This window comes from Streptomyces sp. NPDC091272 (assembly GCF_044757485.1).
In the GTDB taxonomy this organism is placed as follows: Bacteria; Actinomycetota; Actinomycetes; order Streptomycetales; family Streptomycetaceae; genus Streptomyces.
This window is the reverse complement of record NZ_JBIVVC010000008.1, coordinates 22,410-40,917: the sequence shown is the minus strand read 5'-3', so window position 1 is coordinate 40,917 and position 18,508 is coordinate 22,410. Positions and strand designations below refer to the sequence as shown.

At 72.0% G+C, this 18,508-nt stretch carries 16 protein-coding genes; 8 read left to right on the top strand and 8 right to left on the bottom strand.

The features are described from left to right. Positions 1 to 64: 64 nt before the first annotated feature. Positions 65 to 1,462, bottom strand: coding sequence for a PTS transporter subunit EIIC (locus ACIQM4_RS22360; protein WP_401594299.1), 1,398 nt, complete (start codon positions 1,460 to 1,462; stop codon positions 65 to 67). 241 nt (positions 1,463 to 1,703) lie between these two features. Here ACIQM4_RS22360 and ACIQM4_RS22355 point away from each other — a divergent pair, with 241 nt between their 5' ends. Together ACIQM4_RS22355 and ACIQM4_RS22350 are read left to right on the top strand one after the other, a co-directional pair. Then, positions 1,704 to 2,462 (top strand): GntR family transcriptional regulator, encoded by a 759-nt coding sequence (locus ACIQM4_RS22355; protein WP_401594296.1) that lies wholly within the window; start codon positions 1,704 to 1,706, stop codon positions 2,460 to 2,462. A 467-nt stretch (positions 2,463 to 2,929) separates the two neighbouring features. Then, complete coding sequence (locus tag ACIQM4_RS22350; RefSeq protein WP_401594293.1) at positions 2,930 to 4,177, top strand: glycoside hydrolase family 64 protein; 1,248 nt, start codon at positions 2,930 to 2,932, stop codon at positions 4,175 to 4,177. 152 nt (positions 4,178 to 4,329) lie between these two features. Here the strand turns inward: ACIQM4_RS22350 and ACIQM4_RS22345 are convergent, their stop codons facing one another. Then, positions 4,330 to 5,124: an SDR family NAD(P)-dependent oxidoreductase gene (locus tag ACIQM4_RS22345; protein WP_401595008.1), complete on the bottom strand. Its 795-nt coding sequence runs from the start codon at positions 5,122 to 5,124 to the stop codon at positions 4,330 to 4,332. A gap of 145 nt (positions 5,125 to 5,269) precedes the next feature. On the opposite strand from ACIQM4_RS22345, the gene ACIQM4_RS22340 reads away from it, so the two are divergent. Next, positions 5,270 to 5,818: a TetR/AcrR family transcriptional regulator gene (locus ACIQM4_RS22340; protein WP_401594290.1), complete on the top strand. Its 549-nt coding sequence runs from the start codon at positions 5,270 to 5,272 to the stop codon at positions 5,816 to 5,818. 218 nt (positions 5,819 to 6,036) lie between these two features. Then, complete coding sequence (locus ACIQM4_RS22335; protein WP_401594287.1) at positions 6,037 to 8,283, top strand: MMPL family transporter; 2,247 nt, start codon at positions 6,037 to 6,039, stop codon at positions 8,281 to 8,283. A gap of 158 nt (positions 8,284 to 8,441) precedes the next feature. Here ACIQM4_RS22335 and ACIQM4_RS22330 read toward each other — a convergent pair whose 3' ends face one another. Next, complete coding sequence (locus ACIQM4_RS22330) at positions 8,442 to 9,155, bottom strand: HdeD family acid-resistance protein (protein ID WP_401594284.1); 714 nt, start codon at positions 9,153 to 9,155, stop codon at positions 8,442 to 8,444. Between the two features lie 347 nt (positions 9,156 to 9,502). Between ACIQM4_RS22330 and ACIQM4_RS22325 the strand changes: the two genes are divergently transcribed. Beyond that, on the top strand, positions 9,503 to 11,095 hold the full coding sequence (locus ACIQM4_RS22325) for a bifunctional phosphatase PAP2/diacylglycerol kinase family protein (RefSeq protein ID WP_401594282.1): 1,593 nt from the start codon (positions 9,503 to 9,505) through the stop codon (positions 11,093 to 11,095). Between the two features lie 83 nt (positions 11,096 to 11,178). Here ACIQM4_RS22325 and ACIQM4_RS22320 read toward each other — a convergent pair whose 3' ends face one another. Beyond that, positions 11,179 to 11,832, bottom strand: a complete 654-nt coding sequence (locus ACIQM4_RS22320) for a cysteine hydrolase (protein WP_401594279.1) — start codon at positions 11,830 to 11,832, stop codon at positions 11,179 to 11,181. 88 nt (positions 11,833 to 11,920) lie between these two features. Between ACIQM4_RS22320 and ACIQM4_RS22315 the strand changes: the two genes are divergently transcribed. Continuing rightward, complete coding sequence (locus tag ACIQM4_RS22315; RefSeq protein ID WP_401594276.1) at positions 11,921 to 12,397, top strand: pyridoxamine 5'-phosphate oxidase family protein; 477 nt, start codon at positions 11,921 to 11,923, stop codon at positions 12,395 to 12,397. Between the two features lie 275 nt (positions 12,398 to 12,672). On the opposite strand, the gene ACIQM4_RS22310 is transcribed toward ACIQM4_RS22315, so the two are convergent. Beyond that, positions 12,673 to 14,010 (bottom strand): aminotransferase class I/II-fold pyridoxal phosphate-dependent enzyme, encoded by a 1,338-nt coding sequence (locus tag ACIQM4_RS22310; RefSeq protein ID WP_401594273.1) that lies wholly within the window; start codon positions 14,008 to 14,010, stop codon positions 12,673 to 12,675. A 37-nt stretch (positions 14,011 to 14,047) separates the two neighbouring features. Here ACIQM4_RS22310 and ACIQM4_RS22305 point away from each other — a divergent pair, with 37 nt between their 5' ends. Next, positions 14,048 to 14,761 carry a pyridoxamine 5'-phosphate oxidase family protein gene (locus tag ACIQM4_RS22305; protein ID WP_401594271.1) on the top strand — a complete coding sequence of 238 codons (714 nt, stop codon included), beginning with the start codon at positions 14,048 to 14,050 and terminating at the stop codon, positions 14,759 to 14,761. Positions 14,762 to 14,773: 12 nt separating this feature from the next. On the opposite strand, the gene ACIQM4_RS22300 is transcribed toward ACIQM4_RS22305, so the two are convergent. The 3 genes from ACIQM4_RS22300 to ACIQM4_RS22290 all read right to left on the bottom strand — a co-directional run bounded on the left by ACIQM4_RS22300 (position 14,774) and on the right by ACIQM4_RS22290 (position 17,798). Next, positions 14,774 to 15,772, bottom strand: a complete 999-nt coding sequence (locus tag ACIQM4_RS22300) for a DMT family transporter (protein WP_401594268.1) — start codon at positions 15,770 to 15,772, stop codon at positions 14,774 to 14,776. A gap of 200 nt (positions 15,773 to 15,972) precedes the next feature. Continuing rightward, positions 15,973 to 17,025 (bottom strand): EamA family transporter, encoded by a 1,053-nt coding sequence (locus ACIQM4_RS22295; RefSeq protein WP_401594265.1) that lies wholly within the window; start codon positions 17,023 to 17,025, stop codon positions 15,973 to 15,975. Positions 17,026 to 17,198: 173 nt separating this feature from the next. Further along, complete coding sequence (locus ACIQM4_RS22290) at positions 17,199 to 17,798, bottom strand: Clp protease N-terminal domain-containing protein (RefSeq protein ID WP_401594263.1); 600 nt, start codon at positions 17,796 to 17,798, stop codon at positions 17,199 to 17,201. Positions 17,799 to 18,057: 259 nt separating this feature from the next. On the opposite strand from ACIQM4_RS22290, the gene ACIQM4_RS22285 reads away from it, so the two are divergent. Further along, positions 18,058 to 18,489: an SRPBCC family protein gene (locus ACIQM4_RS22285; protein WP_401594260.1), complete on the top strand. Its 432-nt coding sequence runs from the start codon at positions 18,058 to 18,060 to the stop codon at positions 18,487 to 18,489. Positions 18,490 to 18,508: the final 19 nt, after the last annotated feature.

The window sequence follows — 18,508 nt, the reverse complement described above, 5'->3', positions numbered from 1 at the left end:
CAGGTACTCGGGTACGGGCGGGGCGCAGGGGGGGGTGGGCGCGAGTGCGCCGGGGCGCGGGGTGTCAGGGAGCGGGGGGCGCCTGGTCGGGCGCCTGCGCCGTGCCCGAGGGCGGCTGCGCAGGATCGGCTGCTGTGCTCGCGTGCGTACCGTCGGCGGCTGCGTCCGTGTGCGTACGGCTGGCAGCTGCGCTCGTGTCCGTACCGTCGGCGGCGTCGGGGGCGGCAGTTACCACTGCGGTGTCCCCGTCGTCGGCCGGGCTCTCGGCCGGTTCCCGGCCCGGGGTGGGCAGGTTGAACTTGACGATGGCGAACCGGAAGATCACGTAGTAGAGCGCCGCGAACACCAGGCCGATGGGGATGAGCATCCAGGGCTTGGTGGCGATCCCGTAGTTCACGATGTAGTCGATGGCACCCGACGAGAAGCCGAAACCGTCCCGGATTCCCAGCGCGTAGCAGACGGCCATGGAGACTCCGAAGAGCACCGCGTGGATCGCGTACAGAACCGGTGCCACGAACATGAAGCTGAACTCGATCGGCTCGGTCACGCCCGTGACGAACGAGGTCAGCGCGACGGAGATCATCATGCCCTTGACCGCCGTACGGTGCTGCGGGTGTGCGGTGTGCGCGATGGCGAGCGCGGCGGCGGGCAGCGCGAACATGTAGATCGGGAAGCCGCCGGTCATGAACTGCCCGGCACTGGGGTCGCCCGCCAGGAAGCGCGCGATGTCACCGTGCACCTCCGCGCCCGTCTGCGGGTTGACGAAGGAACCCGCTTCGAACCAGGGGAAGAACTGGAAGAAGTGGTGCATGCCGATCGGGATCAGGGCGCGTATGACCAGGCCGAACAGCCCGGCTCCCCAGGCACCGGTGCCCACCAGCCACTCCCCGAAGTGGAAGAACCAGCCGCCGACGGTCGGCCAGACGACACCGAAGGCTGTACCCATGACCACACCGGCGAACGCGCTGAGGATCGGTACGAGCCGGCGCCCACCGAAGAAGCCGAGCCAGTCGGGCAGTTTGGTCCGGCTGAAGCGCTGGTAGAGCAGGGCGCACACCAGGCCCATGACGATCCCGCCGAGCACCTTGGCGTCCAGCGGGTCACCGTCGACGCCCTTCGGGAAGGCGGGGCTGGCCAGGACGTTCTTGAACACGAGGTAGCCGACGGCGGCGGCGAGGGCGGTGGAGCCGTCCGCCTTCTTGGCGAAGCCGATGGCCACGCCGATGGCGAAGAGCAGCGGCAGATTGTCGAAGACCGTCTGGCCGCCGGCCGAGAGGATCATCCCGAACTTCTGCACGATCTCCGGGAAGGCCTCGCGGCCCAGCAGGTCCTCCTTGCCCAGGCGCAGCAGGATGGCCGCTGCGGGCAGCACCGCCACCGGCAGCATCAGGCTGCGGCCGATGCGTTGCATGACCGCCATCACGCCGCTGCCGGCGCGCTTCTTCGCCGTGACCGAGGTCATCCGTCTTCCTCCATCGACCAAAGGGGACCGGTGCCGCCGAGAGGCGGGCACACCGAGGCCGGCGCGGGCAGAGTCCCGGCCGCCGCACCTACAAGGTAAGCAGAGGTATGCAACTGGTCAACACTGGTATTGAATGAGAATTGCCGGAGGTCGCCTGCGTCGAGACAAGACCTGCCCACCCGTAGGCACAAGTGGTCAGCAGTGGTATGGTTCGGGCTCTGCCGCAGTCGGAGGTTCACGCATGCCCGGTCACGTCAGCTCGGCGCGCGCCCCCCAGCGCGCGAGTGGCGCCGCCCCGCTGTGGTCGCAGGCCGCCGACCTCATTCGCGAGGACATCGTCAGCCGCGGCCTCGCTCCCGGTGCCCGGCTGTCGTCCGAGCGGGAACTCTCCACCCGGTACGACATCTCCCGGGTCACCCTGCGCAAGGCGCTGCTGCACCTCGTGGACCAGCAACTGCTCACCGCATCGCACGGCAGGGGCTGGTTCGTCGCAGCGCCGGTGGCGGCCAGGGAGTGGCCGAACGACCTGGAGTCCTTCAGCGCGACCGCCCGTCGCAAGAATCTGACGCCGGGCTCCCTCGTACTGCGCCAGGAGCCTGCCGTCGCGTCACTGAACGAGGCCGAGCGTCTCGACGTCCCGGCAGGAACCCCGCTCTTCCGGCTCGACCGGGTCAGGCTCCTGGACGACGTCCGTATCGCGGTCGACCGCACTCTCGTCGTCACCCGCCACGCGCCGGGCATCGAAGAGGCCGATTTCACCTCGTCCTCCCTCTTCGACGAACTCAGGGCCCGGGGCGTGGAGTTGGACCGCTCGGAGGCCACCATCGAGGCACGCAGCGCCGAACCCGAACTGGCCCGGCAGCTGCAGATCCCGCAGGGCTCGCCCGTCCTGGCGCTGGATCAGACGATCTACACGCGGGAACAGCGGCCCGTACTGCTGTCCGCGGTCGAGTACAGCGGCGAGCGCTACCGACTGCGCACCACCTTCCCTCCCCGCTGAGGGCAACGCCGACCGGCCGGGTCGCACGCTGCCGCACAGGAGCGACCGGGGGCGGCGGCGCGCCGGCGGCGCAGGCCGCCGCACTACGAGCCGCTCCCCGAGGCACGTTCACGCCGCTCTGCGGAGTCACAGTGCACGCCGCTGCACGACGGTACATGCCCGCCGCGCTCCACGGAGTCACAGTGCAAGCCGCTCCCCGAAGGCACGTGCACGCCACGCGCCGCGAAGTCACAGTGCCAGCCACTGCACGAAGGCACGTGCACGCCACGCGCCGCGGAGGCACAGTGCCAGCCGCTCCCCGAAGGCACACGCAAGCCACCGCCGTCCGACGGCGCGTTAAAGCCCCTCCACGGAGCTCTGGTTCAGGCCATTGACGCGTACACGGCCGCTCGCTAGCGTCCAAGACGTGTTCTGAGAGCGCTCTCAGCTTCCTTCCCGCGCTCTCCGCTCCCCACAGCGCTCCCCCCATGGAGGAAGACTTGTCCGCTCACCGCGTCCCCCGTTCCCGTCCGAGGCCGACCGCACTCGTCGCCGCACTCGCGCTCGCCGCCGGACTGGTCGTCACCTCGACGACCGCGCAGTCCGCCGACGCCGCGGCCCCTGCCGCGGTCAAGGCGGTTCCCGCGACCATCCCGCTCACCCTCACCAACAACTCCGGTCGCGGCGACCAGGTCCACGTCTACGTCATCGGCACCGAGCTCTCCTCCGGCCGGCAGGGCTGGGCCGACGCGAGCGGTGCCTTCCACCCGTGGCCGGCCGGCGGCAACCCGCCCACGCCCGCTCCCGACGCGTCCATCCCCGGCCCAGCCAACGGCCAGGCCAAGACGATCCAACTGCCCAAGTTCTCGGGCCGCGTCTACTTCAGCTACGGCCAGAAGCTCGTCTTCAAGCTCACCACCGGCGGCCTGGTGCAGCCCGCCGTGCAGAACCCGAGCGACCCGAACGCCAACATCCTGTTCAACTGGACCGAGTACACGCTCAACGACTCGGGACTGTGGATCAACAGCACCCAGGTCGACATGTTCTCCGCGCCCTACGCGGTCGGCGTGAAGCTCCCGAACGGCACCACCAAGACCACCGGGCATCTCAAGCCCGGCGGCTACAACGCCTTCTTCAACTCCCTGCGCAACCAGCCCGGCGGCTGGGCCGGCCTGATCAGGACCCGGGCCGACGGGACCGTCCTGCGGGCACTGGCGCCCGGCCACGGCATCGAGGCGGGCGCGCTGCCCGCCTCGGTGATGAACGACTACGTCAACCGCGTATGGGCCAAGTACGCGGCGGAGCCGCTCACCGTGACCCCGTTCGCCGACCAACCGTCCATCAAGTACGTCGGCCGGGTCTCCGGCAACACGATGAACTTCACCAACACCTCGGGCGCGGTCGTCACGAGCTTCCAGAAGCCCGACTCCGACAGCATCTTCGGCTGCTACAAGCTCCTCGACGCCCCCAACGACCTGGTGCGGGGCCCCATCTCCCGCACGCTGTGCGCGGGATACAACCGCTCGACCCTCCTCACCAACCCCAACCAGCCCGACACCTCGAACGCGAACTTCTACAAGGACGCGGTGACCAACCACTACTCCCGGCACATCCACGCGCAGATGGCCGACGGCAAGGCGTACGGCTTCGCGTTCGACGACGTCGGCGCGCACGAGTCCCTGGTCCACGACGGGGACCCGCGGCAGGCGTACATCACGCTGGACCCGTTCAACTAGGCCGTCGGGGCTGGATCACTCACGCACGGACGGCCCAACAGGGCGTACCCACCGCACTGTTGGGCCACCGGCCAGCGGCCACCGGCTACCCGGCTGCCACCTGCCACCTGCCACCTGCCACCTGCCACCTGCCACCTGCCACCTGCCATCAGCTACGGCAAGATCGAGTCCACGTATCCACCGTCGACACGCAGCGCTCCGCCCGTCGTCGCCGACGCCAGGGGCGAGGCGAGGTAGACGACCATGTTCGCGATCTCCTCGGGCTCGATGAGCCGTTGGATGAGCGACTGCGGCCTGTGCACGCGCATGAACTCGCGCTGCGCCTCCTCCCACGGAAGCTGCTCGTCGACCAGTTCGTACACGAAGGACTCCACACCCTCGGTGTGGGTGGGGCCCGCCATGACCGTGTTCACCGTGACACCGCTGCCCGCCGCCTCCTTGGCGAAGCCCCGGCCGACCGCGAGGAGCGCCGTCTTCGACACCCCGTAGTGGATCATCTCGGCGGGGATCACCACGGCGGAGTCGCTCGCGATGTACTGCACCCGGCCCCAGCCGCGCTCCTTCATCCCCGGCAGGAAGCGCCGGGTGAGGCGGATCGCGGAGAGCACGTTGATCTCGAAGTAGCGCCGCCAGTCCTCGTCGGTGATCTCCATCGCGGGCGTGGCGCCGAAGATTCCGAGGTTGTTGACCAGGACGTCGAGGTCCGGCAGGGCCCGCGCCACCTCCTCGACCCCCTCGGGGGTCGTCACGTCCGCGGGCACCGCGACGAGGTCGGCGCCCGGCACCTGGTCGGCGATCCGGCTCATCGCCTCCCTCACGCGCTTCTCGTCACGGCCGTTGACACCCACCCGCGCACCGGCCCGTGCGAGGCCGGTGGCGATCGCCGCTCCGATTCCCTGGGTGGATCCGGTCACCAGTGCCGTGCGTCCTGTCAGATCGAGCTTCACCGCGGTCTCCGTCACGTCGTTACATCGGTAGGCGTCTTCCGCCTCCGCCGTACCCAGCATCGGGCGCTCCACACGATGGCGCACTTCACACCGATTCCCTGTCCGATCGGTCAGTTCTGACCGATCGGACAGTTACGGTAGGGGCATGGTGCGACCTGCATCCGCGATGCGCGGACACATCCTCGACTCCGCTCTCCGTCTTTTCGCCACGGGAGGCTTCAACGGGACGTCCCTGCACGCCATCGCGGCCGACGCGGGCTGTTCCAAGGCCTCGTTGATCTATCACTTCAGTACCAAGGAAGCGATCCTCACCGAGTTGCTCACGCCCGCGGGCGAAGGGCTCGCCGCTCTCGACGGCCGGTTGTCCGCCCTGCCCGACGACCGGCGGGTGGAGGCGGCGGTGACCGGCTACGTGGATCTCGCCCTGCGCTACCGGCGCGAGGTGAAGATCCTCTTCGAGGACACCCCGACGATGATCTGCAACCCGGCTCTGGGCGGCATCACCGAGCTGGCGGAGCGCCTTGTCGTGGCCATGAGCGGCGGCTCCGGCGACCCGAGAGGGATCGTCGGCGCGCACATGGTGCTCGGTGCGGTGTTCGTGACCTGCGCCAGTGAGGTGGACGTGCCGGACGACGTCCTGCGCGACGAACTCGTCCAGGGCGCCCTGCGCACCCTCGGCCGGCGCACCGGCTGACCTGCCCGCCCTCGGGTCCGACCGCGGGCCCGCCACCCGCACCCCGGACCGTCCCGGCCCCCTACCCCCGCAGCACCCCGCACCGCCTGTCCCGTGACCCGCGCCACCCGGGCCCGCGGCGGGGGCGATCCGGATCGACCACTCGATCCGGTCGATGCCCCGCCCCTCGCCCGACGGGCCGCCCGCGTCCGTACCGACCGAGGAGACATACCCTCCGCATGGCATCCCTGCTCTACCGGCTCGGCCGGTTCTCGTTCCGCCGTCGCGGCCGCATAGCCGCCGGCTGGCTGCTCCTGCTCGCCCTGCTCGGCACGCTGGCCCTGGTCTTCCAGGGCCCGACGACCGACAAGTTCACCATGCCCGGCACCGAGTCGCAGCGTGCCCTGACCGCACTCAAGGAGGAGTTCCCCGAGGCCAGTGGCACCACAGGCACCGTCGTGGTGGCGGCCCCCGAGGGGGAACGGCTGACTCCCGCCCGTGTCGCGCCGATCGTGCGTGACGCTGCGGCCGTGCCCGGTGTCAGTGGCGCGGTCGACCCCTTCCAGGCGAAGTCGGTCTCCCCCGACGCCCGCCACGCGCTGATCCAGGTGCAGTTCGACAAGTCGGCCGAGGATGTCACCGACGCCCAGCGGACCGCCTTCGAGAAGACCGGTGACGCCGCGAAGGGCCTCACCGTCGAGCACGGCGGCGAGGTGATGACGGCGAAGGTCGAGGTGGGTTCCACCGAGGCGATCGGCGTCGCGGTCGCCGCGGTCGTCCTCGTCGTCACCTTCGGTTCCCTGGTCGCGGCCGGGATGACGCTGCTCAACGCCCTGATCGGCGTCGCGGCCGGCATGGCGGGCCTCTTCGCGCTCAGCAGCACCGTCGAGCTGACGAGTACCGCGCCCATCCTGGCGCTGATGCTCGGCCTGGCCGTCGGCATCGACTACTCCCTCTTCATCACCTCGCGCTACCGGCAGTACCTCGCCGAGGGCATGGAGGGCGAGGAAGCCGTCGGCCGGGCCACCGGCACCGCGGGCTCGGCGGTCGTCTTCGCAGGCGCCACCGTCGTCATCGCACTGGTCGGCCTCTCCGTCGTCGGCATCCCGTTCCTGAGCGTCATGGGCGTGGCCGCGGCCGGCACCGTGCTGGTCGCCGTCCTCGTCGCCCTCACCCTGCTGCCCGCCGCCCTCGGTTTCGCGGGCGAACGCGTGCTGCCGCGCCGGCTGCGCAAGAACAAGAAGCAGCGGGCCGACCGCGCCGGGACGCAGGACGGGACAGGTCCTTCCCCGGACAGCCCGGCGCAGGGGCAGCCGGCCAAGGAGCCGTTCGGCTTCCGCTGGGGCCGGCTGGTCGCCAAGCTGCGCGTCCCCCTGCTGGTCGTCGGGATCGCGGGCCTCGGCGTGCTCGCCCTGCCGGTCCAGGACATGCGGCTCGCGCTGCCCGACGCGGGTACCGCCGCCGTGGACTCCCCGGCCCGTAAGGCGTACGACCTGACCAGCGAGGGATTCGGCCCCGGTTTCAACGGGCGCCTGATCGCCGTGGTCAGCTCCGACGACCCGACGCAGACCAAGGAAGCGACGGCCCAGGCCTCCCGTCTCATCCAGCAGGCGGACGGCGTCTTCGCCGTGGCACCCGCGCAGTTCAACAAGGACCGCACCACCGCCCTGCTGGCGGTCATCCCCAAGGACGGCCCGACCACGGAGGCCACCGAGAACGCGGTGCACGACATCCGCGACAGGGTCGGCCAGGTCTCGGGCGCCGACATCGCCCTGACCGGCGTCACCGCGCTCGGCATCGACGTCTCGGAGAAGCTGGCCGACGCGATGCCGGTCTACCTGGCGCTGGTCGTGGGCCTGTCGGTGCTCCTGCTGATGCTGGTGTTCCGCTCGGTGCTGGTACCGCTGAAGGCGGCGCTGGGCTTCCTGCTGACCGTCGGCGCGACGTTCGGCATCACGGTCGGCATCTTCCAGGAGGGCCACCTCGCACAGTTCGTCGGGATCGACACCCCCGGGCCGCTCGTCAGCTTCCTGCCGATCCTGCTGATCGGCATCCTCTTCGGTCTCGCCATGGACTACGAGGTCTTCCTGGTCTCGCGGATGCGTGAGGACTTCGTGCACGGCGCGCCCGCCAAGGAGGCGGTGGTGGGCGGCGTCGGCCACAACGCCCGGGTGGTGACCGCGGCCGCGCTGATCATGACCGCGGTGTTCGGCGGGTTCGTCCTGCTGGACGACCCGATCATCAAGTCGATCGGATTCGCCCTGGCGGTGGGCGTCGTCATCGACGCGTTCGTCGTCCGCATGACACTGGTGCCCGCGGTGATGAGCCTGCTGGGCCGCGCCGCCTGGTGGCTGCCGCGTCCGCTCCAGCGGGCCCTGCCCGACCTCGACATCGAGGGGGCCGCCCTGGACGCCAAGCACACCGCGGGCAAGGAGCGGGACCAGCAGGACCGGGACGACAGCGAGCGGGACTCCGTGCGCGTCTGACCCGGACAGCGCGTTCCCTCCCGGGCCGTGTACGACGCAGCCCGGACCGTACGGGGTGAGCTACCCGGACCGTACGGGGTGAGCTACGGATCGCCATGGCGCCCCGGTCACCGGTCGAGAGACCGGTGGCCGGGGCGCCGTGCGTGCGACCGTCGCGCTCAGGCGTCGCGCGGCACCCGGTGCGCCCGGTGGCGGATGCGGAAGGCGACGACGATCTCCACCAGGCCGACCGCGAGCAGCCAGCAGCCGCCGATGACGGTGAGCACCGCGATCGAGTCCAGCGGCGAGACGATCAGGACGATTCCGCCGAGCACGCTGACGAGGCCCAGCAGGACCTGCCAGCCCCTGGCCGGCATCGCCGGGTCGGAGATCGCAGCGACCGTCTGGGTGATGCCGCGGAACAGCCAGCCGATGCCGATCCACAGGGCGAGCAGCAGCAGCGACTGCATCGCACCCCGGAAGCAGAACAGGCCCAGCAGGACGGACAGCGCACCGCTGATGAAGGCCATCACCCGCAGCGGCGTCGAAACGTGGGTACCGAAGGCGCCGACCAGCTGCATCACACCACTGACCAGCAGGTACAGACCGAAGAGCACGGCCACGACGACCAGGGTGCGCCCCGGCCAGGCGAGCACGAGGACGCCCAGGACGACCGCGGCGAGCCCGGCCGCGAGCACCGCCTGCCAGGCCCCTCTGCCGAGCCGGTGCAGCGGCCCTTCCTCGGGGCGCGGCCCCCACTGCGGCGCCTGGCCGGGGCCCGGGGCAGCGCCCGGCGGCGGAGGCGTCGGGCCCGGGGTCGCACCCGGCGGCGGAGATGTCGGGCCCGGGGTCGCGCCCGTCGGCGGAGGCGTCGGGCTCTGGTCCGTGCTCATGAGGTGACTCCTCTGCCTGCTGGGGTGTCCGGAAACCGGCCCGTGGGCGCGCGCGCCGGTGAACCACCGTTCACGGGCGTGCGCCGATGAACCACCGTTCACGGGCGTGCGCCGATGAACCACCGTTCGCCTTCACTAGAACAAACAGTCGCCGGACGCGCACCGCGAGCCGACGGCCGCTCCCCCGAACGTGCCGGGCATTCATCGCATTGCTACCTTGTGCGACAGCTCATCTTTTGTCGGGCTCCTTTCTCGCCGGACGTTTCTCCTGCCGGCCGCTTGCGTGCTCCGGCAGGACCGGCAGTGCGGCAGCCCGCGCACCCCACCCCCGATCCGGACGGCGCCCCATGACCCGCCTCAGCAAGCTCGACCACCGCTGGTTCGACAAGGTCGCCGCCGCCCACATCCCCGGCGCCGACCGCCTCCTGCCGGTGCTCTCCGCCTCCGCCAACCACGGCCGCCTCTGGTTCGGCACGGCGGCGGCCCTGGCCGTGGCCGGCGGGCCCGCCGCCCGGCGCGCCGCCCGCCGAGGCACCGGTTCGCTCCTCCTCGCCTCGGTCACCACCAACGCCGTCGCCAAGTACGCGATCCGCCGGCGCAGGCCCTCGTCCCACTCCGTGCCCTTCGTCCGGCGCCCCGTCAAGATCCCCTGGACCCCGTCCTTCCCGTCCGGGCACTCCGCCTCCGCCGCCGCCTTCGTCGCCGGGGTAGCGCTGGAAGCCCCGCGCTACGGCGCCCTCCTCGCCCCCGTTGCGGCCGGCGTCGCCTTCTCCCGGGTGTACGTCGGCGTCCATTACCCCGGAGACGTACTCGCCGGGTGCGCCCTGGGCGTGGCCGCCGCCGCCGTCACCTGCCACTGGTGGCCGCCGCGTCCCGCGTCCGTGCGCGACGCACGCACCCGCGTCGAGGCGCCCGCCCTGCCGCACGGCGAGGGCCTGGTCGTGGTCGTCAACTCCGGTTCCGGCAAGGGCGTTCCCGGCCGCCTTCCCGCCGAGGAGCACCTGCGGCTGCTCCTGCCCAAGGCCGAGGTCCTGGTGCGCGACACGGGCGCCGACCTGGAGGGCGTCCTGGACGAAGCGGTGGTGCGGGCCAAGGAACTGGCCGGTGTCCTGGGTGTCTGCGGCGGCGACGGCACGGTGAGCGCTGCCGCGGCACGCGCCGCCGAAGAGGGGCTCGCACTCGCCGTGTTCCCCGGCGGCACCCTCAACCACTTCGCCCTGGACGCGGACACCGCCACCTTCGAGGACACCGCGCACGCGGTGCAGCAGGGCGAGGCGGTACGGGCGGACCTGGCCAGGGTCACCGACGGCGCCGGCGGTCACGTCACCGACTTCGTGAACACCTTCAGCATCGGCTTCTACCCCGAACTGGTGCGGCGCCGCGAGCGCTGGGAGGGCCGCATCGGCAAGTGGCCCGCCGCAGCGGTGTCCCTGGTGGGTGTGTTGCGCGACGCCTCACCCATGGAGATCACTCTCGACGGCGAACCCCGCTCCCTGTGGCTGTTGTTCGTGGGCAACGGCCATTACGTGCCGGACGGCCTGGCGCCTTCGCACCGCCCGCACCTGGATGAGGGCGTGCTGGACGTACGTACCGTCGACGCGTCGGCGCGGCTGGCCCGCACCCGCCTGGTGATCTCCGCGCTCGGCGGCGCGCTGAACCGCTCCCGGGTCTTTCACGCCGAACGCGTCAGCCGGCTGACGGTGGGCGCCCTCGACGACGTCGAACTCCTCGCGTACGACGGCGAGACGGCCCCGGCGCCCGGCGCCCTGCTGCTGTCCCCCTCGCGCGGGGCACTCACGGTGTACAGCCCGTCCGAGCACCTCGGCGAGATCCGCCAGCAGCTGCGCACGGCGACGGCAGCGGCAAACGTACGCGCCGGACAGCGCCCGCGCAGGGCCCGCTGGACACGGCTGGCACCGGGACCGCCGCCGGTTCACTAGGCGGCGCCCCAGGCGGTCCGGCCCGGATCCGCCCGGGGGACGGCCTCTTACGACCCGCCCCCCCCCCCGCCGGGGATGGCCGCTTACGACCCGCCCCCGGCCTGACGCCCCCGCAGCCACAGCCCCCGCACCTCGTCGGACCGCGTCACCGTCGAGACGAGGGCGAGCGTGTGCTGCACCATGGCCTGCGTGTAGTCCGCCGGTACGCCCGCGATCGCGTCGGCGGGCACCACCACCTGGTAACCGAGGTTCACCAGGTCGAACACCGCGTTGGGGATCGCCACGTTCGCGGAGACGCCCGTCACGACCACGTTCCGGCAGCCGAGGTTGCGCAGCAGCGCGTCCACGTCGGTGCCGGAGACCGGGGAGAGGCCGTGCAGCCGGCGGACCACGAAGTCCGAGTCCGCCACCTCGACGGGATCGGCCACCCGTACGGCCCGGGTGCCGGACACCTGTTGCACGGGCAGCCGCTCCGCCGCCCGGAAGAGGCGGGCGTTGTGGTTGGCGCCGCGCCCGTCAGGACGCCGTTCGGCGATGGCGTGCACCACCTGCACGCCCGCGTGGTGCGCCGCGTCGACCAGTCGTGCGACCTGCCGCAGCGCGCCCGATTTCCTTGCCTCGGCCGCCAGTTCGGGCAGTGCGCTGTCCGCACCGACCACGCCTTCCTGGCACTCCACGGTGAGCAGTGCGGTGCTGGCGGGTTCGAGTTGTGCCGCGAGCCGTTCGTATGCCGACATGGCGCGCGAGAGTAGCCGCCATTGCGCACCGAAGGAAGAGCGCCCATGATTTCTGACGCCACATCAGAAACCGTGCAGGGGAGAGCAGATGGCCATCAACGAACCCACCCAGCGCCGGGGCCGCCGGATCATGATGACGGACACCGAGCGGGACGCGTACCTCACCGGGCAGCGCGTCTGCCGGGTGGCCACCGTCTCGGCGGACGGCGCCCCGCACGTCGGCGCGCTGTGGTTCGTCTGGGACGGCGCCTCGGTCTGGCTCTACTCGATCACCCGCAGCCGCCGCTGGGCACAGTTGGGCAAGGACCCCAGGCTCGCGGTGGTCGTGGACGACGGCGTCGAGTACGGGGAACTGCGCGGCGTGGAGCTTTCCGGCGCCGCGGAGTTCGTCGGGGAAGCGCCCCGCACCGGAGAGCCGTGCCCCGAACTGACCTCCCCTGAGGGGTTGTTCGCCCGCAAGTACTTCGGCCTGGCCGAGATGCCGCACGACGGCAGGCACGCCTGGCTACGGCTGACCCCGGACGCGATCGCCTCCTGGGACTTCCGCAAACTGGCCGACCTGTAGAGCGGCCCGGCAGACCCGGCGGCCGTTCCCGCGCGGCCGGCTCGCCTCCCCGCTCCCCCGCCGCCGACGCGTCCACCGTCGCCCTGTCCGAAAGGGGCGCCGGTCGGCATCGGCACGCCGCAATACGTACACATGCCGCCACATCGCTCGGCGTACGGGGACGACGCACACGCCGCGCGCCGACGTGGCGAGTGCCTGGGAGCGGGGCCCACCGCACCACACCCCCACACCACCGCGCTCCTCACCCGAACCGCACCCCCACCCCTCCGCGTTCCTCACCCGTACCGTCGCCCCTCCACGCCCCGCCCGGTCGCCGCCGTCACCGCGTCGGCCACCGTGTTGATCTCCTCGACGCCCAGCGTGGAGACGGTGAGGCGGATTCCCGGTCCCGCGGCCATCCGGAACCTGGCCCCCGGCGCCACGCCCCAGCCCGCGTACAGCATCCGGGCCACCGCCCCGGTCTCGTCCGCCACCGGCACCCACACGTTCATGCCGGTGCGCCCGTGCGCCACCACGCCCCGCTCCGCCAGTGCCGCCACCAGTGCGTCCCGCCGCCCGGCGTAGGACCGGGCCACCTCACCCGCGTCCACCGCTCCCGACGTCCACAGCCGCACGACGGCCCGCTGGAGCAGCAGGCTCACCCACCCGGGCCCCAGCCGCTGCCGGCCGCGCACCCGGTCGACCGTCTCCGGGTCGCCGGTCAGCACGGCGACCCGCAGGTCCGGCCCGTACGCCTTCGAAACCGACCGTACGAAGACCCAGGGCCCGCCGCCCGCCCCCGCCAGCACGTGCACCGGCAGGTCCACGATCCCGTGCCCGTGGTCGTCCTCGACCAGCAGCACCGACGGGTGCTCCGCCAACACCTCCCGCAGTGCCGCGGCCCGCCCGGCGCTCACCGCGGCCCCCGTAGGATTCTGTGCCCGCGCCGTCACCACCACCGCCCGCGCCCCGGCCCGCAGCGCCCGCCCCACCTCGTCGGGCAGTGGCCCCTCGTCGTCCACCGCCACCGGTACCGCCCGCAGCCCGAGGGCCGGCACCAGATCGAGCAGGGAGCCCCACCCGGGGTCCTCCACCGCGACCGTGTCCCCGGGTTTCAGGTGCACGGCCAGCACCCGCTCGATCGCGTCCAGCGAGCCGGAGGTGGCGGCGACCGGCCCGCCCGGCACCCCCGCCGCGTCGAAGTCCGATCTCGCCAGCCGCGCCAGCTCGGGATCGAGCGCCTCCTCCCCGTACAGACCCGGCGTCTCGTCCGCCCGCGCCGCCGCGTACAGCAGCGCGTCCCGCAGGGCCGGCAGGAGCGCGGTGTCGGGGTTGCCCTTCGAGAGGTCCCTGGCCCCCTCGGGGATATCGGCCCTGATCGACTCACGCGCGGTACTGGCGGGCCGCGCACGGATGCGGCTGCCCCTGCGGCCCGCCGTCTCGATGACTCCACGCTCACGCAGCGTCCGGTAAGCGGCCGCGACGGTGTTGGGATTCACCTCCAGCTGCCGGGCCAACTCCCGCATGGGAGGGAGGAGTTGGCCGGGCTCCAGGCCGCCGTCACCCACTCCTCGCTCCACGCTGGCGGAAATCTCCGATGCACGCCTGCCGCTGATCCGATACTCTCCTAGCACAAAACACAGTATGCACTAGTGCAATGGAGAGCGCAAAATGCAGGACGCCCCACAGGACAGCACCGCCCTCGCCGCGGCCAAGGGCACCTCCCCGGACCCGTACACCCCCACCGACCGGACCGTCCCCACCCGCTCCCCTGACCGCGCCTCCTGGGACCGCGCGCTGGTGCACTCGATACTCGACGAGGGCTACGTCTGCCATCTGGGCTTCGTCCGGGACGGCGCACCGGTCGTGCTGCCGACGCTGTACGGCCGGGTCGGCGAGAGCCTGTACGTGCACGGGTCGACCGGTTCGCGTCCGCTGCGCGCCGCCGGGCGCACCGAGGAGTCCCCCGGCATCGCGGTCTGTCTGACCGTCACCCACGTCGACGGCCTGGTGCTGGCCCGCTCCGCCTTCCACCACTCGCTCAACTACCGCTCCGTCGTCGTGCACGGCACGGCCCGCCCGGTGGTCGACGAGGAGGAGCGGCGCACCGCGCTGGACGCCCTCGTCGACCACGTCGTCCCCGGCCGCTCGGCGGACTCCCGTCCCGCGAACGCCAAGGAGCTGGCGGCGACCGCGGTACTGCGCCTGGATCTCGACGAGGTGTCCGCCAAGGTCCGCACCGGCCCGCCGAACGACGACGCAGAGGACGCGGACCTCCCGTACTGGACCGGCGTCGTTCCGCTCACCCGGGGCCACGGCACACCGGTCCCGGCAGACGACCTGGACCCGGCGGTCGAGCTCCCCGACTACCTCGCCGCCCTCTGACGGGTCCGCCGCCTACGCCACGAGAGCCGCCCGGCGCACCCGGGCGGCTGCCCGCGCCTCGCCGTACGCGAGCCCCGTCACGGCGGTGAGCAGCAGCAGGGTGCCCGCGGCGGTGGTCACCGTCAGCCGCTCGTCGAGCAGGACGACGGCGATGGCGGCGGCGGATACCGGTTCGAGGAGCATGATCACGGAGACCGTCGCGGACCGCACGACGGCGGCCCCGGCGAAGTAGAGCGCGTACGCGAGCGCCGTCGGCACGGCCGCGACGTACACCAACAGCCAGAGCACCCTGGCCAGTTCGACGGTGTGCGGCAGGATCCCCTCGGCCAGGGCGAGCGGCAGCAGACACACCGAGCCGACCACGAAGGACCAGGCGCTGGTCAGCACCGGGTCGCTCCCGCCGCCGTCCCTGCCCAGCCAACGCGTCAGCAGCGTCATCACTGTGTACGCGGCGGCCGACAGCAGCGCCATCAACACGCCTCCGGGTCGCACCGAGGCCTCGTCACCGCCGAGTGTCAGCACGCCGAGACCGGCCAGCGCTCCCGCCACGGCGCCGAGACCGCCGAGCCCGAGCCGCTCACCGAGCAGCAAACGGGCGCCGAGCGCGATGAACACCGGCCCCGCCCCCAGTGTGATCACCGTGGCGACGGTGAGGCCGGTCGACCGGACGGCCGCGAAGTACGCACTCTGGAAGACGGTGAACGCGAGCCCGGTGGACAGCACCCGGGCCACCCTGACCGGTCGGCTGCCCCGTACTCCGACGGCGACGGGTTTGCGAGCACGCCCCGCGCCCAGGCACAGCCGGGCGGCGAGCAGCAGCAGGAGGCCTCCCGCGCACCGCCAGAAGGACAGGGCGAGCGGCCCGAGGTCACTGACCCCGTAGACCAGCGAGGCCGCCGCCCCGGCGGTCCCCCAGGCGACCCCGGCGACGATCAGGTACAGCAGGCCACGCCCGGTGGGCAGGCCGGTGGAACGTACGACTGCGGAACGGGAAACGGCAGAACTCGACACGTGACTTCCCCACGGAACACGAAGACGGATTGGGTCGCTCGGCTGCGCGCGGGCAGCGACGAACCACCCGGGGACTGCCCGGGTCCGGTCCTCGTCCTGGTGGGCCTCCGCGAGCCGTCGACGACGACCGGCGCGGGGCGTCCGCGCGCTAGGAAGCGGCGGGAGGGGGAAGTACGAGTGTGTTCGGCATGATCGTCACCCTACGGCGTGGTCCGGCCGGCGGACAACGACCCTTCCGCATCCTGGACCTCGGAAGGAGCCCCGCGCCCGGCGACGCCGTCGGCGGTCCCGGCCCCCTCGAACGCACCGGCGCTGCCCGAGCCGCTCGCCACCGGCTCCTCGCCCGCCGGCCTCGGCGTCGACGACTGTGCGATGAACGCGCCCGCGAGGACCACGGCCCCGCCCACGATCTGCGGCAGCGAGAGGTGCTCGCGCAGCAGCACCCAGGCCGCCACGGTCGCGATGACCGCTTCCAGGCACGCCACCACCCCTGCCACCTGCGGCGACAGCCGGCGTACGGACACCACCCCGGTGACGTACGCCAGCACCGTCGCGATCAGGACGATCCAGCCGAGCAGCACCCATGCCTGGATCCGGCTGCCGCCCATGTCGACGGCCCCGCCGAGCAGGGCCCAGTCCATGCCCCAGGGCCGGGCCACCACCGTGAGGACGACGGCGCCGACCAGCAGTCCGTACGCGATGACGCCCAGCGGAGCCACCGCGTCCTCGCCCTCGCCGCTCTGGCCGGACATCACGAAGTACCCGACCTGGCAGCAGGCCGCGCCCAGTGCGAGCAGGAGGCCCAGCAGGTCGAAGGAGAGCCCGGCCCAGATCTCGACCACGCAGGCGAGGCCGCCCACCGCGAGCACCACGCCCAGGGCGGCTGCCCTGGTCACCGGCCGCCGCTGGACGAAACGCACCCAGCCGAGGACCAGCGCGGGTGCCAGGTACTCGACGAGCAGGGCGACCCCGACCGGTATCCGGGACAGCGAGGCGAAGTAGAAGGCCTGCACCCCGGCGACGGCAAGCAGTCCGAAACCGGCGAGGAGCGCGGGCTTGCGGCGCACCAGCGCACGGTGGCGCCAGGCGACCGGCAGCATCACCAGCGCGGCCCCCGCCACCCGCAGCCACACCACGTGCAGCGGGTCGAGACCTGCTTCGATCAGCGGCTTCGCCGCGACACCTGATCCACCGAATGCGAGCGCCGAGACCAGGGCAAGACCCAGGCCGACGCTTCTCCCCTGAGCGTGCATCGGCACATCATGTCAGCTGCGGTCAGCACCGTCACAGTCGTTACGCCTGTCGAGACGGAGCCTCGGCATACCGCCGCAAACCCCCAGATTGCGGCCCCCTCGCGCCCCCTTGCAGCCCCCTCGCAGCTCTCCGCCGGGGCCCTCTCCTCAGGTCTTCGCCGAGGGCCCTCTCCTCAGGTCTCCCGGACCGCGACGGCCTGCGGCTGCCCGGTCAGCCGTGCGGGTTCGACGCCCGCGCGGCGCAGGACCTCGACGGCCCGGCACTCCGGATTCCCGGCGAGCGCGGCCAGCAGATCGGTACCGAGAGCGGGGTGCGCACCGCCGGGCGCGCCCGGACTGCGGAGTACGTCCACACCGCCGAGTGCGTCCGCACCGCCGGGCGCCCCCGGACTGCCACGCTCCGCCGCGCGTGCGCTCGCTGCCTCCATCGCGGCGACGGCGGCCGGCGACCAGCCCGCCACCGGTGTCGTCCCCGGCGCTCCCTCCACGCGCGCCTGCCAGCGCAGTCCGTACCCGATACTGCGCTGCACGAGATAGCCGAGCACCCGCGCGACCTGCGCCCCGCTCTCGAAGGCGGCCCGTACGTCGGGGTCACTCTCCATCAGGGCGTGCAGCAGATGGGCGGTGTCGATCTGCGGGTCACCGTCGCGCTGCGCCCGTCGGCGCGCACCGACGACGACCGTGGCCATCTCGGCGGTGAGTCCGGTCTCGACACCGGCGGGGGGAGGGACGGCCTCTCCGTTGCCGGAGACCCGTCGGACAGGATCGTGCACCCCCTCACCCCATCAGGCCGGGGGCCGTCCGGTCATCCGCGCGGGGGAGCATTCGCGCATCCCACGGGAGTTGGGCCCGGCGCCCGGCTTCTCCTCCCTGCGAAGGAGATCGCATGAATCTTTCGTGAAACGCGCAGGAGAGGCGTCCGGACGCGCGCCACGCGGCCAAAAACTGACGGTTCATCAGTATTGAATGTTGACGGCTGCACGGCTACGTTCCGCGACACCCAGCAGGTACCCGCGCGGAAGGGACGCTCACATGGCCGAGGTCGGCGCAGAGGCACGCATCGAGGCACCGGCGGACAAACTGTGGTCCGCGCTGACGGACTTCTCGTCGTACGGCCGGTGGAACGCGACGCACACGAGCTTCCCGCACGGCGGTCCCGACACCCTCGCGGTCGGCGCGACCTATCAGGAGAACATGAAGCTGATGGGCTTCCCCGCCGAGGTGAACTGGACCGTGGCGGAACTGACCGAGGACCGCCTGTTCAGCGTCCGCGGCAAGGGCCCGATGGGTGTGAACCTGGTGATGCGGTACTCGCTGGCCCCGGCGGACTCGGGCGGCACCCTGGCCCGTATCGACGGCGAGTTCACGGGTGCAGCGGTGTCCTTGATGGGGGTCAAACTCAAAGATTCCGCGACGACGGCCCTGCAGGAGTCGCTCCGGAAACTCGCCGGCCTGGTCTCCTGAACCCCACCTCCCGCGCGGG